The organism is Streptomyces sp. NPDC088387, from assembly GCF_044753385.1.
GTDB lineage: Bacteria > Actinomycetota > Actinomycetes > Streptomycetales > Streptomycetaceae > Streptomyces.
This window is the reverse complement of record NZ_JBIVNC010000021.1, coordinates 105,859-122,929: the sequence shown is the minus strand read 5'-3', so window position 1 is coordinate 122,929 and position 17,071 is coordinate 105,859. Positions and strand designations below refer to the sequence as shown.

Sequence of the window (17,071 nt, the reverse complement as noted above, 5' to 3'; positions counted from 1 at the left end):
GCGGTGCAGGGGGCTCTGGCGCCGATGGTGGTGCCGGCGGCGATGGCGGTGGCGAACCTGCTGGGCAAGATGTTCACCCGTAACTTCACCGATGATGTGTTCAAGGTGCTGCGTGAGGAGTTGGTGCCGGGGTCGGGGGGCTCGTGGTGGCCGGGACGTAAGCAGGCGGACGATCTGGCCGACGACGTGACTGACGGTGGTGGGCCGTTGCCGGTGGGCCGGCCGGGTGTGCGGGTGGACACGGATGGCGGTCCCGGCGGCGGCCTGGGGCTGGGGTTGGGTCCGGCCGTGGCGCAGGGGCGGGTGTTCTCCCGTGATGTCGCCGATGGTGTGGGGTCGTTCGTGACGACGTTGCAGCGTGATGGCGGGGATCCGGGGTTACTGCCGGGGTTCCGGGAGCAGATGGGCACGGCGTTCGTGCGGGGTTTCGACGGGGTGATGGCGCCGGGTGCGGCGCGGGCGCTGGGCCGGGAGTGGGCGGACACCCTGGCCGCGAACCTGACCGCGAAGAACCTTCCCGACCTGCTGGACGGGGTGCTGGCGCGGCGGTTGCCGCCCGATGTCGGCGACCATGTGCGCAGCGCACTGTCGTCGGGGGTGGGGCGGGCGTTGGCGCCGGACTGGGGACGCAAGTTCTCGATGTTCGTGGGGCTGGGTCTGGCGGAGGGCGTGCATCAGACGGCGTCCGAAGTCGCCTACAACCTGTTCACGACGAAGAAGTTCCAGACCGCCTCCGGCACCTTCCTGTCCGGACTGGTCGGAGGCCGGGTCAGCGGCGGACTCGAAACCTTCGGGTCATGGAACGGCAGCGTCATCAAAGGCCTGATGACCGACGTCCAGAAATTCTCCACGAACGTCTTCGGCACCACACACCTTCCCACTGTCTCCGAAGCCGCCCCGGTGTCCACACCCGTGTCGACCTCCACCCACACGTCGGCCAACACACCGCCTACGTCGACCACTTCCACGCCGTCGACGCCGTCGACCACGTCCATGACATCGATGCCGTCGACCACGTCCATGACGTCGACGAACGGCACGTCGAACCAGGCGCTGGGCACGTTCGGCCCCGTCAACAACGCCGACACCTTCCTGACCAGCCCCAACCCGCCCATCAGCATCATCCCGCTCACTCCGACCCCCATAGGGCTGTCGTCCGTCACGCCGCCTCCCGCGACTCCGACGACCGTCACACCGCCGTCCGTCACGCCGTCCGGCGGTGCACCCAACCCGGTTCAGACGCCCGCAGCCGGGCCCCAGGGCGGTGCCCCCCGCTTGCTGCCGACCCAATCCACCGACACCCCGGTCACGACCAACCCCGGCACCAACACCACGAACCCCGGCACCACCAACGCCCCCCGTCCCACAACCGACGCGACCAACCCGCCCCGTGCCACGACCGACCCCGCGAACTCCCCGCGCCCCACCACCCAGACCACGAGCACCCCCCGCCCCTCCATCGACACTCAGACGACCCCGCGCGGCATCAACTCCCCACACGTCGGCGAGAACGTGTTCCGCGTGTTGTCCGACACCGCTTCCGACACGACTTCCGACGCCACCTCCGACACCGTTTCCGACACCGCTTCCGATGTCGACTCGGATGCCGACTCCGTGGTGTTCTCGGACATGTCCGACGCCACGGGCGCCTCTGATGTCTCGGATCTCTCGGTTGTCTCGGAAACCACGGACTCCACGGACTCCACGGACGCCACGGACTCCACGGACGCCACGAGCGTAAGGACGACGGACAAGTCGGGGCTGGACAGCGAGACGTCGTCCATCAACGAGGTCGAGTCCCTCTCACGGAACGACGACTCCGTCTGGCCGGGCTCTCCCGAACTGCGCCGAATCGCCGTCGGCTTGGGGCTCGACCACGGCGAACTGACCGCGGCCCACCAGACACGTGCCCCGGAGCAGTCGTTCGAGCGGACGGTACGGGACGAGGCGGACGTCCGTATGGCCCGTCTGTCCACGACCGACCCGCGGCTGCCGGAACTGCTCAGGAACGCGGCGTTCCTGGCGGGCGAGCACGACCGGGGCGGCGCGGCCTGGAACCGGGCGGCGCTCCCGGACCGGGTCGTGGGCGATGCCCGTACCGCGTTGAACGAACTGCGTGACCTGGCTCGCGACGGCGGCCGGCGGGGCCCTGTGGACCTGGACGGGATCACCCGTCTCGTCGATCCCACCTCCGTCGGCAAGCTGGCGCAGGCAGTCGCCGTCCGGGAGCTGCGCGGCCCCGACGCCATCGCGGATCTGACATCGCGGCTCGCCGACGCCGGCGAAGGCGCGAGGGCGCTTGTCCTGACCAACGCCGAAGGGTTCGACGGGCGTCCGAAGTTCGCGGAGAATACCGACGGCAGGATCGCCTGGACCGACGAACACGGGCGCGCTGTCGCGGCCCCCGACACGGTGTCGAGGGGACCGTTCCGCGCGCTGGAGGTCGACCAGTACGGCGACCTGGTCGATCCGCCGGAGGATCTCCTCGCGCTGGGCAGCCGGGCCTGGCAGTTCCCCGAGCTGGCCAAGGGCGCGCTGCCCTCGAAGTTCCTGGAGTCGGCGCTCGGCACCGATTTCGTTCCGGTGGACGCCGACACCTCGGTCACCCTCGCCACCGTCCTGACGGGCGAGCCGACGCTCGGCACCCGAACCGAGCCGGACCCGCGGCCCGTCGCCGAGCCGGACCCGCAACCCTCCGTGGACTCGGACCCGCAATCCTCCGTGGACTCGGACCCGCAACCCTCCGTGGCCTCGGACCCGCGGCCCGTCGTCGAGCCGGACCCGCAACCCACCGTGGAACCGGACCCGGAGGCCTCCACCCGAACGGCCGAGGACACTCCCGCGGCAGGCGAATCGCGGGTCGCGGAGGACCAGTTCAGGGATCTCCGGCCGATTCTCGCAGCCCGCGGGCTGCGGATCACGGACGAGTCGGGCGACGGCGAGGGCTTCTTCCGGGCCCTGAACAGCTCCGCCGGTCTGGACACCGACCCCTTGACCATGCGGCGACAACTGGCCGACACCCTGCGGGCGCAGCTGACCATCGACAGTGAGACCGCGCGCCGGCTCGGCAGGCACGAGGCCGGGATCTGGGATGCCGTCGGACTGCCCGTCAGGCAAGGAGAGGACGATCCCTCCGCCCCGAGCGAACGCCGGCAGCTCATCGAGGACATCGCCACCGGGGGCCGCTGGGACGACCGGACGAGCGCGGCCGTCGTCCGTGCGGCCGCGTACCAGTACGGCCTGCGTATCCAGGTCTTCACCCCCGACACCGAGGGCGTGGGCGACCCGGCACCGCTCGGTGGGTTCGGGCGTACGGTCCGGCTGGGCAGCCTCGGCGTCGCGGACCACTGGGCGAGTACCTCCCCCCTCCAGGACGGCGCGGCGCCGGCCCCGACCCGGAGCTCCGGCCTCGGCTCGCGTATGCCCATGGACACCCTGCAACGCGAAACCGTCACCGGCTCGCAGGACGGGCGTCTCGTCACGCTGTGGCTGCCGGGAAGCGACGCTCCGGCACGCGGCGACGCGGATACGCGGGACGTGGATACGCGGGACGTGGAGATGCAGCACCTGCTTCCGGTCCTTCCCGAGACCAACACGGTGCTCGTCTTCGGGAACGTCGACAACGAAAGCGGGGTGACGGCCGGGAGGAACCGGGTCGCGAAGGCGGACCTGGCGGCTCTGCTGCACACGCTGGCACCGGACGTCACCCCGATGCTGACCATGCCGCGCGGCGATCTCATCGCGTCCGATCTCGCGACCCTGCTCGGCAGGGACGTCATCGCGAGCTCGAAGGGCACGGCGTTCGTGGGTGGTGTGCTGACTCCGAAGGGGGCGACCGAGGCCGAGATACGGGCCGGTGGTGGCTTCTTGCGGTTCACCCCGGGGTCAGTCACGGGTGTGCCCCTCTCCGTCCGGCCCGACGCCACCCTGCCCACGGTGGGGGAGTCCGTCCGGCAGCCCCCGGCCCCCGGAGTCTCGCGGCCCGACGCCGAACTGTCCGATGCCGAACTGCGCGATGCCGAACTGCCCGATGCCGAACTGTCCGAGGCGGTCGTACGGCCCAAACCCCAACCGCCCGAAACCCCGCGGGTCCAGGTCCCCCTGGCCGAGACCCCGTTGGGCCGGACCGCGGAGCCGGAAGCCGGTCGGTCCGACCCGCCTCCCCCGCCCGCGGATCCGAACCCGACCACCCCGCCGCAGGACCAGGCCCAGGATCAGCAGCCCCTGGACCAGCAGCCGACCGCGCCGCCACCCCCGCCGCCCGGACCGGGGCCGCTCGCCCCCGGGCTCGGCGACTCGGTCGACGTTCCTGCCGCCGCCCGTGCCATCGGCGTTCCGCGGGCCGGGCTCCCCGGCTTGGACGCGGTGCGGGCGACGGTGGAGCGGCTGGCCGCCGAAGCCGGCGTGCGGACGCTCTCCAAAGACGCCATGGACGGACTGGCACAGCGCCTGCTGAGCAACTACCGGTACCTGATCGAGGACGACAGGGGCGCCGAGCGTGACGGCCTGGTCGTGCCCCTGGGGCCGGTCGAGGCGCTGATCTCACTGAATCCGAAGGATCCGCGCGAAGTGCTGGACCCCGAGGGGTCGTTCAACGGTCCGGCGACCGCGTCCCTCCAGAAGGCTGCAACCGCCACGACTGCGGCCGGGAAACCGGTGCAGTGGAAGGGCAAGCAGAAGGAGGAGCCCGTCTCGAACGGGCCCAAGGCGCTCTTCGATCCACCCAGTGAGGTACGCGACCGGTTCCACTCCAACGAAACCATCAACGGTGTGTTCCACATCGGCTCCGACAGCGTGAGCCACAGCGGTTCGACCGGTGCGTGGCGGGCCAATCTCTCGGCGTCGTACGGCGTCGGGGTGGGCGGCAAGCTGAACGCGGTCCGTATCGGTGCCGGCCTCTCCGGGACGCTCAGTGGCAACAGCCGCACCACCAGCGCGATCTCGGACGCCGAGGCGGGCCATGTCGAGGACACCCGGTCGGAGTCGCGGCTCGTCGCGTACGAGCCCAACTGGTCAGTGAGCGTGCGCAAGGATTCCGGGCAGGCCTGGCGGAACATCACCCCGGAGACGGTGGCGACCGCGCCCTCCGACCGCCTGCTGGTGTGGACGCCCGAGCACTATCTGAAGAAGGCGCCCGAGCAGGTCGTGGCGGCCGGAGACCAGGTCCGCGACCGTGCCGGGAAGGTGCCGGCGTACTACTACGTCTCCGGCCTGAGCGGCATACCGGAGCTCGCCGACAACGTGCTGGCGAGCCTGAAGCAGCAGGGTGTCTCGCTGAAGATCGGCAGTGCGGGCCGTGACGAACTGCTCCAGAAGCTGTGGAACCTGGACGCCCGGCTCGACAACGCGTCCGAGGACGGCTACACGTTCAGCATCCGGGGCAAGGATGGCCACGCCGCTGCCGTGGTCCGGCTGCACGCTGCCCGGCAGGGGGGTGAGACCCGGGTGGGCGAGACCTCCGACACGGCGCACCTGGAGAACGTACGGACGAACATCAAGGGCGCGAACGGCAGCCACACGGTGTCGAACTCCAGCAGTATCACCTTCGCGAACGTGACCTTCGACGCGGTGCCGCTCCCCTTCACCGAGTCGGCGTTCCATCTGAACGCCAGTGTCTCCGCGTCGCTGACGTCGTCGAACTCCGCGACCGTCAGCGCGGGCCGGGCCGGTCTGTGGGTCGATGTGCCCCGCTTCAGTGGCCGGACGAACGGTTACGCGTCGGAGTTCGTGCTGACCGCCGAGGTTCTGGTCCCTGACAAGCCGGCCGTCACGACCAACGCGACGGTCAGCCGGGGCCTGCTCCGGATGCCGGAGCACCTGGCGCTGGAGCACGGACTCCCGGTGGACCTGGACGCGCTCAAAGACCCCGCGGCGGTCCAGCCCCCGGCACCCGTCCCGTCCTCATCCCCACAGCAAGACCCGGACCCGGCCCCGACGGCGCCGCCCGCTGCCACGAAGACGGTCGAGTACGCGCCGGGTCTGCTCAAGACCAAGGACACGCTGGACCCGAACTCCCCGCACAGCAAGCTGCCGCCCCACGTCGCACTGGGCAAGGGCATCGGTATGGGCCTGGTCGACGTCTCCCCGGACACCGTCCGCACCCTGCGGGACCAGGTCGTCGCGCACCTGGAACAGAACGGCTTTCTGCCCAAGCCCGCCCCCCGGGGAGCCGACGGGCGCCCGCTCCAGGGCGCGCCGGCGATCGAGGGCACCGCCTGGTACGCGAACAAGGGCGAACTCGACCGGCAGATCAAGAACGCCGAGATGATCGACAAGTACTTCTCGCTCCAGGGCTTCGAGTCGCACTTCGATCACATCCGCCAGGACGAGCTGGTCCTCAGGCTCACCGTGCCCCGGGGCGCTGTTGGGCTCAACACCGACACCGACGCCGTACGCATCAGCATCAAGGCGAGGCCGTCCGGCAAGGAGTCGGAGTATCTCGGGAGCACCGAGGACTACCACGCGGTCAACCTGGCGATGGGGATGGGCACCGCCGGTCTGTCCACCTCCGGCAGCACCCGGCTCACCCTCAGCGCGCGGATCAATGCCGCCTTCCAGCAGCTGATCGGCGGGGGGGTCGGCTTCGACCTGTTCCGTCAGATCGGCGCCAGCCAGAGCGCCTCCCATCTGCACAACCGCCCGGAACTCCTGGAGTACCCCGGAGTCCTCCACAAGCACAAGCTGTTCGACAACTACACCGTCACCATGGAGTACGAGCACAGCGGTGTGCGAGGCATGGCGCAGCCCGGCACGCGTGACCATGTCATCGAGGCCAAGGCCCAGGAATCAGTGGCCTACCTGCTGCCCCTCGGTGACACCAGCGACCCGGGTGTGTTGAACGGGCGGAAGCTGCCCCCGGAGGTACTGGACCGCGGCGTGATCTACTTCCTGGACGCCAGCGGCATTCGACATGCCATAACCCCGACGCTGCGTCCGCTGCTGGGTCCGCAGGGCAACGCGGACGCGGAAGTGGGCACGTTCCTCGACCCGACCATGCTCCGCGCCTTCTTCACCGAGACCGCGCACGGCACCTACACCTCGGTCCAGTTCTTCGACCCGGGCATCGTCCGGGACACGTTCGCCGCCGTCGACCTCAAGTCGTCCCTGGACGAGGCGAAGTTCGCCGGGGCCACCGATGGCAAGTACGTGGTCGGCAAGATCAACCTGACGCTGGACCAGACGAACACCTCGAACAACAACTCCAAGGGCATCCGCTTCGTTCAGGCTGACGTCACCGTCGGCGGACCCACCGACGACGCCGGGGCGGGCCACATCCAGGGCGGCGTGGACGCCTCCCGCACCGTGCAGCGGAACACGTCCACCAGCGACGGCCGCACCGGCGGTGACGAGCGGATCCAGCTGGACTTCAACCGGGCCTACGCCTTCGCCGTGGACGTCGCCTTCGACGTCACCAGCCGGCTGGAGAAACGGTCCAAGCTGCCGGTGGCCACGCACGACTCCAACCACCAGCGCTACACGGACCGCAAGATGCTGTTCCTGCTCCCGGAACCGCTGGCCCTGGACGACTACGGCAAGGGCAACGTCCCGATCTCCGACAAGCAGCTGGTCGACGTACTCAACCGGTGGAACGCCAACGAGACCAAGCTGGCCGGTGACCTGGTGGCGGGTGTGCTGAACCGCTGGTTGCCGGAGACCTCGCAGGGCACCCTGGACGCCCTCGACGTCCAACTGACCCGCAGTCGTGAGGAGTTGGCCCGACTACTGGAAGACCTGCACGAGCGGCGAGAACTGCTCGTCTTCGACGCCGGCATCAGGGCCGAACTCAACACAAGGTTCGGCGTGAACCTGGGCCCCCTCACCGACGAGGACACGGCTGTCAGCGTGCCCGACTATCTGAAGCGGTTCGAAGCGGACGGCAACCACATCGGCTTCAGCGGTATCACCAGGGTGACGTATGACGAGGGAGTGTCCACTTACAGCCTGGTGATGGACGCCGTCGAGCAGGCGGCGCCCCGTCTGCTGGCCTCGCGGCCGACGCTGTGGGACCAGAAGGGGAACCGGCTCGGAGAGATGGGCGAAGGGACGAACTTCCTCCAGGCGCTGCTGGCCCCCGGCCGCGACATCGCCTTCTGGAACAACTTCATCGGCAAGCACGGACAGAGCTTCACCCTGGCGCACCCACTGGGTTACGGCTTCGGCCAGTACATCAAGATCAACATCCGGGACTTCCTCTTGGGGGCGCCCCGGCTGGTGGCGATCCGGCCGGAGACCGGCATCGAGGAGTACAGCCACGGCTATGTCGCCACATCGCTGGGTCAGTCGGTCGACAGCAGCCAGGCCTTCACCGTCGGCAAGGTCGGCGGCGGTGTCGCCAACAACCACGACCAGCTCAACCTGTCCATCAGCGAAGGACGGCACCGCGGAGTCAGCCGCTCCGAGAACGCGGTGACGGAGATGACCACGTACGCGTGGAACGGTCACTTCGAAATGGTCTACGACCACCGACTGGAAGTCGAGGTGATCAAGCAGGAGGCACCGGGCCGGCCCCTCAACAACATCGCTGTCCGCCGGCTCGACCCCGATCGCGCCGTACCCGTCAGAATCACCGCGACCGGGAAGCTCTACGTCCAGATCCCGCGTGGTATCGGCCAGTTCAGGCCCGCACCGCCGCCGGCGGGGCTGCCCGACCTGCGGGAGATACCGAAGCTGCCGGGTGACCGGTTCGTGGCCGGTGTGTCGATGGACGCCCTGCCCGCCGCCCGCCGCTTCCTGCGGGACATGTTCGGCTCCGACGCCGGCAATCCGAAGGTCCACGACAGCCCCGTCTTCGAGGACATGTTCCTGCCCAGCCAGCTGGGCAACCACCTGCTCGACGCGACCGGCGGCGACGAGTACGTCATGGCGCCGGACCTGCACCTGTCCGGTCACTCCGGTACACGGGCCCGGGTCTCCCTGGTCGGCAGGCTGTCCGGCCTCACGGTGCTCGGCACGATCGGCGGCAGTGGCATCGGCCGCTACTCCAAGCACCAGAGCGGCACCAGCCACAACGACAGCACCGACCGCTGGCGCCCCGGCGTGAGCGTGGGTGTGAACGGCTCGGGCACACTCGCCCCGCACGACCCGCCGACGACCGGGTCCGGACTGCCCATCCCGGCACACAGCATGGCCGGTGACACCAGCCAGCCCCGGGTCACCAGCAGCAACCTGGGCACCGCGTTCCCCGAGAACTACCGGCGTGAGCAGCACGCGAAGCAGCAGGGCGAGCTCCAGTTGGTGGAGCTGACCGGCCAGTACCACCTGGAAGGCCAACGCTTCAGTCACAACGTGTTCCGTCCGTCGCCCAAGGACACGGGCCACTTCCGCAGCGAACCGATCGTCGGGACCGTGACCGTGCACCTGTTCGCGCACGAGGTCGCCGAACTTCAGGCGCGGTTGCAGCAGACGCCCACCCCGCTGCCGACGGACACGAACTGGCGGGCGCTCGGCACGGCCCAGTCCTTCGACATGACGCCGATACTGACCGAGTACGCCAGGAGCCGGGACGCGGGCACCGACCGGACACACCGCGGCATCGCCGCGGCCGTTCGGCAGGGCGCGACCGAACGCCTCGACGCGGCGGTACTCCGGTACGACGTCAGGGCCACGGACGTCGAGTTGGCGCCGCACCACATCGGCCGGGCGCTGGACACCGTACGGGCGGGCGTGACCGCGGCAGCGACCGCGAACGCACATGTCGCAGGCTGGCAGCCCGGCCAACAGGTGACCGATTTCCTGGACCGGCACCGTGAGTACTTCCAAAACCCCCGCCAGTTCCTGGACAGGCCCGGCACCAGCGAGCGGCAGTTCACGGCGCTGGCCGACGAGGTCAGGGACATCCGGCGGTCACTCACGGGCGAGCCGACCGACACGCCACTGCCGCCCCTGCGCATGGAGGCCGACATCCTCCAGCAGTCCCCGCAGGACCTGGTCCGCGGCGTGGCCCACCGACTCGCCGTCCCGGTACGGATGGACGTCATCCTGGCGAACGGCACGCCGTACAGCATGTGGGCGGATCCCGCGGGACATGTCTTCGCCCGCGATCCGCGGTTGGGCGACGCGCCCCCGGTGCTGACACCGGACGGACAGCAGCGGAACTGGCCGCTGCCGCTCCGGCTGCTCGCCATGGTGCAGGGCCTGGCCATGGACGCCGAACTCGACACCATCCACCGGACCGCCTGGCGGGCTGAGCTGACCTTCGAACAGGCGGTGCGCGCCGAGGTGGACCGCCGGCTGGCCGATCTCGACACGAGGCTGCCGCAGCTGTACACCCAGGCGTGGTTGCTGGCCGAACCCGAGGCCGGGAGCCGTCCGGCCCCCGCCAGGGCACCCCTCTCGGCGCTGACGGTGAGCAACGCCCAGCGCGCGCTCCTGCTGATGAACGAACTGGTGGGTGTCGGAGCCCGGCGGGACACAGCGGCTCGCGTCACCGCCATCAGCGCTCTGATCGACGCCGACGCGGCCCTGCGGCTCACGGCACGGCTGGCTCTGCGGCCGTCGGGCAGTCCGGCACGCCCGGGGCTGGACGGGCTGATCCAGCGTCTGCTGGACGCCGGACACGGTGCCAGGGCGCTGATCGTCCGGGGCCATGACGGCTACCCGGGCCGCCCGCTGATGGCCACCAACGTACATGGCCGGATCGAGTGGCCCGTGGGCCCCACACCCTCGTATGTGACGAACGAGCTGGCGGAGCTGGGACCGTTCCGCTCACTGGAGTTCGATGTGGCCGGCAATCTCCTCCACCCGGCCGAGGAACTGATCTCGCCCACTGGCGGACGGGCGCGCATTCCCGAACTGGCCGATCTGCGGTGGACGACGGCGCTGAATCTGACCGGGCTGGTTCCCGATTCCGCCCCCGCTACGGACGCCGCCCGCAGGGACGAGCCGAACGCGCCGGACACGCGGGGGCCCCAGCCCGGTCCGAGCCGGACCCGGCCCTCCGTCACCCCCGAGGCGGACGACTCGAACTCCGAATCCGACGACTCCCACTGGGACTTCGGCGAGACCGAGCCGGGGCGCGTGTCCCAGGACGACGCGGACGGGGAGCTGGAGTACGCGGAGGCCACGGCGTCCGCCCTTCCCCGGCCGGCTCCCAACGAGCACGGACGCCGACTGGACCCCATCTCAGAGGACAGGGAGGGCCCCGCCCCGGAGCGGGACGGGTCGGAGAGCCCTGCCGCCCCAAGCCGGTCGCGGACCGAGCCCTCCGCGGGCACGCTTCTGACCGATGCCGGTCTGGCGCACTACTCGGAAGCGGTCGCGCGACTGGAGCGTGCGCGGGCGGACGCGGAAGATGCGCGGACGCGCCACGACAACTCCCGTGAGGGATCGTCGGCGTCACTCACCTCACCGGAGGACGCGGAATCGGCGCTGCGTGATGCTGAATGGGCAGTCGTCGGCGCGCACGCCGTACTGAACGACCTCGGTGTCGACCTGGACGAGGTGAGGGTCGACGAGAACGACATCCTGGCCCGACCGCGTGCGGTCGGCGGGTTCATCGGGAAGCCCGTCGCCGACACACCGGCCGAGCAGCGCGGAGCCCCGCCCCAGGCCTGGCAGGACCTGCCCGCCTCCGCGTCGGACATGCAGCGGATCCGGTACGTGGCGGCCGCGACGGTGTTCGAACGCCGACTGGGTCAGTACCTGAGTACCCGTCAGCAGTCCCTGCGTGAGCTGCGCAACGTCACGGTCGCCGCCTGGAACCTCGTAGGCGCGAACGACCAGGACAGGCTGGTGCTGTTCGGCCTCACCCGGCCGGGCGCGGTGGGCGGCGTTGGTGTCGACCGACTGGTACTCCAGCAGGCGATCCGTGAAGGAAACCTCCGGGAGGTCTTCGCGGCGTTCCACTCGGCCGTGACCGGCCGCGCCCTGACGGGGCTCCTGCCCGATCTGGAGATCGTGCCGGCCATCCGCGCCGAGCGGTCGCAGCGCAGGACCGGCCCGGAGGTGTACACCACGGAACGGCCCGAGGACGTCCAGCCGCCGCTCAGCTACCGGGAACGCGCCTTCTCCGTCCTTCAGGACACCACGACGGGTGAGAGCCGGCTGCGGTGGAGCCGTGCGGCGGACTACATGACGATGCCCGTCTCGTCCGACCTGCACCGCAACGCTCAGCACACGGGTGGGCTCGTGACCACGGGAACCTCCGGAAGCGCGGCGGTCCTCCTCGACGCGGTGCGGCACCTCGGCGACCACTACCGCCGTCAGTTCGACATGCGAGAGGTACTTCTCGGCATGCTGGGAGGTTTCCTCCTGGGCGGCCATCACACCCTGCACGAGGTCATGCGGGCGGCGGAGCTGTGGGACCGGGGGCAGGAGCGTCCGTCCGGACTCGACTACGTCGACGGCTGGAGCCGGTACCGCCACCTCGGACCGCTCACCGAGGCGGAACTCCGAAGGAACGTGGCGCCGAACGGACTGTTCCCGGACGAGGTGGCCCTCGGCGTCCGGGAGCCGCAGGACGACAACACCGCGGTCGCCTCGGGTCTCGATCTGCTGCGTGCACGGCAAGTGGCTCCGGAGAGCTGGGCGGCCGAACTCGACAGGCTCGCGGACCGGGCACCGGCAGCGGAGGACCTGGCCACCCCCGGGTTCCCGCGGGACCGGCTCCAGGCCTGGTCGGACCACTGGACCGCGATCAAAGTGCTCGACATCGCCGAGGGTACGGAAGCGGCGCGGCGTGGTGCGGGCATGGGCCCGGACGGACGGGCGCTGGACAACTCCGCCGGCCAGGCCTGGGCCCGTTCCGTCCTCGTCGCCCGGCGAGCCGAGGCGGACTGGCGCCGCACCGCCCACGAATTGGCGGTGTGGGGCCTCAAACCCCAGCTGATCCCCACCCAACTGCGCAACTGGCTCGCCAGCCACCCGCACGAGCAGTCCCTCACCCCGAGTCAACTCAACGACCTGGTCGGTCACGTCCGACTCGAGGTGATCAGGCTGACCAACGCCGAGACCGCCGCGCAGCTGGTCGACGACGCGGAAGTGGTCCGGTGGCACCGCCGGTTGCCCATCACCCCGTACGAACCGCTGGCCCGCCGCGGAGCGACCATCGCCGCGGCGATCGTGCCGAACGACCGCACCACCGTGCCCGGCGGCGCCAACCCGGCCGCCCATCTCCCCGCCCCGGGGATCCACGGAGCCGGCAGCTCCACCCCCAGGCCGCTGCATGAGGCGTCACCACTCACATGGCCCGCCGACCTGAACGTGACCAACCGCGACGAGGGAGCGGCATTCAGGATTTCCGACCCGACGGGCAGAACGGTCTACGCGAAGGTTTTCCACCCCGAAGATGGTGAACGGGCCTACTACGCGGACAACGCGATTCGGTCGGTCTTTGGCATTACGACGCCGCAGAGTCGAGTGTATTCGCGTGACTCGCAGGAAGGCGCAAGGCTGCGCGCTCTCTTTATGCAGACCGACGACATCGACGACGATTACCGCGAAACCCTTGAGGATGAGACCTTCAGTCACTACATGGTCATGGAATCCCTGACCGGGAGGCCGCTGAACGGACTGAATGAAACCGACAAAAACGCGCTGGTGGCGGACGATGAATCCCTGCGGCAGCTGGGACTGCTCCTGGTCGCCGATGCCTGGCTCGGGAACAACGACAGGATGGGAATGCCGGATATCGACCCCAACCTGGCGAATATCCTCTACGACCCCTCGGCGCCGAGCGGGAAACGCATCTCGGCCATTGACAACGACTACGCGATCGACAAGCTCACGGACCACGGAGACCCTGTCACGCCCAAGCTCCTGAACGATCTGCTCGATGGCGCCAGGATCGACGCGGTGGCCCGTACCATCGCCTCCGGGGCGGAGATTTCCGCACGTCATCTGCCCGTTCTGGAGCGCGCACTGAGTCGGGGTGTCACAGCGGCTCTGCTGGAGCTGAGGGACTCCTACCAGAATTCCGTGGGCGCCCTGGGGCGGACGCAGGCAACGATGTTCCCAGCCTCGGCGCCCAACTCCGCGGGGCTGGATCACAATGCCCGACTGATAAGCATGGCTCAAGTGGGTCACCTGATGAGCGAGCGGGGAATCGCGATCTCGGCGGCAGCGCTTCAGGAGGTCTGGACATCCCTCGCGGAAACGGAGTCGGTGGAACTGGTCACGGCGGCGATGATGGTGGGGAGGCAGATTCCCACCTTGACGCCCCAGCAGAGAAACAGCTATGCGGGGCAGTTCACCGACCTGATCCTGAACTCCGGAGGTCGTGACATCCGCCAGATGGTCCAGCTGTTCTCGGCCGTAACGGCGGAACTGGGAACGCCGCCCAGGATCCTGGAAGAGTTCTATCGGGCAGTTCCCTTCACCGACGTCGGTCCCCCCGCCACCATCGCGGGCGGGCGCGCACAATACAACGCGAAGAAAATCGCCGCACTCATCAGAGGGTTCCGTACGAACGAGAACAATCTGCACGGTGCCCTGAGTTGAACCTGAGCGGCCCGCCGCCCCCCGGCGAGACACGTGACGCGCCTCACACGCCCCCCATCGAACTTTCCGCCCCGCCCACGGTCTTGTCGCCATGAGCACCTCCACTCTTCACACTCACTCCCTGGACGCCCAGCTCGCCAACTGCCGTGACTACTGGCTCGGCTGGGGCGCCCCGGCCGGCGCCGGCGGCCCCCTGACCTACTTCCGCAGCGGAATCGCCGAAGGCCAGCTCAACGGCGTACTGCGACTCACCGGCACCACCACCGCCGAGGACTCGATGGCGTATGCCCGCGGGCAACTGAGCGGCCTGCCCTGGATGTGGTGGGTGGGCCCCGACTCCGCCCCCGGCACGGAGACCGCACTCACCACGTGCGGTGCCGTACGGCTCGGCGCGATGCCCATCATGGCGCTGGAGACGGACAAGGCGGACCCCGCAGCCGCCGCACCCGACGACCTCCGCATCGAGACCGTGACCGGCGAGCCGGCCCTGCGGGAGTGGGTGGCGACCTACACCCCCTCCTTCGGCGTCCCCGCCGGCCTCCGCGACGACGTCGCGCGCAACGAGATCGCCCGCCCCGACTCCGCCCGTATCACCCGCTTCCTCGGCCGCCGCGCCGGCCGCCCCGTCGCCACCGCGCTGCTCTACGCCGCCCACGGCGTGGCCGGCGTCTACGTCGTCACCACCGCCGAGGACCAGCGCCGCCAGGGCATCGGCACCGCGCTCACCGCGGCGGCCCTCGCGGCCGGCCGGGAACGCGGCCTGCGGCTCGCCACCCTCCAGTCCAGCCCGGACGGATTCCCGGTGTACCGGCGGATGGGCTTCGAGACGGTCGCGGAGTACGGCCTGTACCAGTTCCCCACCGACGACTGACCGAGCCCCCGGCCCCGTCGCGCCCCCTGCGGCCCCCCCGCATCACATGACACCTGTCACCCCCCGAGATTGCTGAGCGAGACCACCATGACGACACAACTCACCGACCCGGCCACCCCGTTGGACCTCCCCGCCCGCCTCGCGCCCGCGATCAAGGACGCCACCGACGAGATGGAGGCCGCCCGCGACCTCCCCGAGAGCCTGCTGCGCGAACTCCGTGACAGCGGTGCCTTCCGGCTGTTCACACCCCGTGAACTCGGCGGTTTCGAGGCCCCCTTGGAGACGGCTCTCACCGTGTACGAGGAGTTCGGGCGGCTCGACGCCTCGGTCGCGTGGCTGGTGTGGAACGCCAACTGGGGATTCCTCGCGGCGCTGCTCGACGACACCGGCACGGCACGGGTCTGGGGAGCGGGGCCCGCGCGGGATGCGGTCGGCAGCGCGGGCGGCGGCGTCACCGCACCAGCGCGGGCCGCTTCGGATCGAACTGCCACCCCGGGATCAGGAACTGCATCCCGGCCGCGTCGTCCCGCCCCCCGAGCCCCAGCTCCCGGTACCGCAGGTGCGCGGCCTCCACCTGCTCCATGTCCAACTCCACACCCAGCCCCGGCCGTTCGGGCAGCGCGATCGCCCCGCCCTCGATCACCGGCGGCTCATGGGTGAGCCGCTGTCCGTCCTGCCAGATCCAGTGGGTGTCGATCGCCGTGATGTCACCCGGCGCGGCGGCGGCGACCTGGGTGAACATCGCCAGCGACACGTCGAAGTGGTTGTTGGAGTGCGAACCCCAGGTCAGCCCCCAGGCGTCGCACAGCTGAGCCACCCGCACCGAGCCGTTCATGGTCCAGAAGTGCGGGTCGGCCAGCGGGATGTCCACCGCGTCCGCCTTCACCGCGTGCCCGAGCTGCCGCCAGTCGGTCGCGATCATGTTCGTCGCCGTCCGCAGCCCGGTCGCGCGCCGGAACTCGGCCATGGTCTCCCGCCCGGAGAAACCCCCTTCCGCGCCGCACGGATCCTCCGCGTACGCGAGGACGTCCCGCAGCGAGCGGCCGATCCCGATCGCGTCGGCGAGCAGCCAGCCGCCGTTCGGGTCGAGGGTGATCCGCGCCTCGGGGAACCGCTCGGCGAGCGCGGTGACCGCCTCCGCCTCCGCCCGCCCGTCCAGCACCCCGCCCTTGAGCTTGAAGTCCTGGAAGCCGTACCGCTCCCGCGCCGCCTCGGCCAGCGCCACCACCGCCTCCGGCGTCAGCGCCTCCTCGTTCCGCAGCCGCTCCCAGGCGTCCTTGGCGTCACTCTCGTCCCGGTACGGCAGATCCGTACGGCGCCGGTCACCGACGTAGAAGAGATAACCGAGCACGGGGACGCTGGTGCGCTGGACGCCCTCGCCGAGCAGGGCCGCGACCGGTACGCCGAGGTACTGGCCCAGCAGGTCGAGCAGAGCCGACTCGACCGCCGTCACCGCGTGCACGGTGACCCGCAGGTCGAAGGTCTGCGCGCCGCGCCCGCCCGCGTCCCGGTCGCCGAACCGGGTCCGTACGGCCCGCAGCACCGCCTGCACATCGCCCACGGGCCGCCCCACGACCAGGTCGCGCGCCTCCTCCAGGGTGGCGCGGATGCCCTCGCCGCCGGGCACCTCGCCGACCCCCGTACGCCCGTCGGTGTCGGTCAGGATCACCAGGTTCCGGGTGAAGTACGGGGCGTGCGCGCCGCTCAGATTGAGCAGCATGCTGTCCTCACCGGCCACGGGCACGACCCGCATCGCGGCGACGG

General features: G+C 70.1%; 3 protein-coding genes and 1 pseudogene. 3 read left to right on the top strand and 1 reads right to left on the bottom strand.

The genetic code is table 11. The features are described 5' to 3' along the window. Nucleotides 1–24 precede the first annotated feature (24 nt). The 3 genes and pseudogenes from ACIQAC_RS37725 to ACIQAC_RS37715 form a co-directional block, all read left to right on the top strand. Nucleotides 25–14,436 carry a hypothetical protein gene (locus ACIQAC_RS37725; RefSeq protein ID WP_402199597.1) on the top strand — a complete coding sequence of 4,804 codons (14,412 nt, stop codon included), beginning with the start codon at nt 25–27 and terminating at the stop codon, nt 14,434–14,436. 91 nt (nt 14,437–14,527) lie between these two features. Then, complete coding sequence (locus ACIQAC_RS37720; protein WP_402199594.1) at nt 14,528–15,307, top strand: GNAT family N-acetyltransferase; 780 nt, start codon at nt 14,528–14,530, stop codon at nt 15,305–15,307. Nucleotides 15,308–15,394: 87 nt separating this feature from the next. Beyond that, nucleotides 15,395–15,688: pseudogene (locus ACIQAC_RS37715) on the top strand (acyl-CoA dehydrogenase family protein); the annotation flags it as partial. A gap of 70 nt (nt 15,689–15,758) precedes the next feature. Here ACIQAC_RS37715 and ACIQAC_RS37710 read toward each other — a convergent pair. Then, a complete protein-coding gene (locus ACIQAC_RS37710) occupies nt 15,759–17,060 on the bottom strand; it encodes an enolase C-terminal domain-like protein (protein ID WP_402199602.1) in 1,302 nt (433 codons plus the stop codon). Nucleotides 17,061–17,071 lie beyond the last annotated feature (11 nt).

Excerpts from the sequence above, each read along its gene's own strand:
- ACIQAC_RS37725 (WP_402199597.1), top strand. The coding sequence starts at position 25 with ATGGTGGTGCCGGCGGCGATGGCGGTGGCGAACCTGCTGGGCAAGATG.
- ACIQAC_RS37710 (WP_402199602.1), bottom strand. The coding sequence starts at position 17,060 with ATGCGGGTCGTGCCCGTGGCCGGTGAGGACAGCATGCTGCTCAATCTG.
- ACIQAC_RS37720 (WP_402199594.1), top strand. The coding sequence starts at position 14,528 with ATGAGCACCTCCACTCTTCACACTCACTCCCTGGACGCCCAGCTCGCC.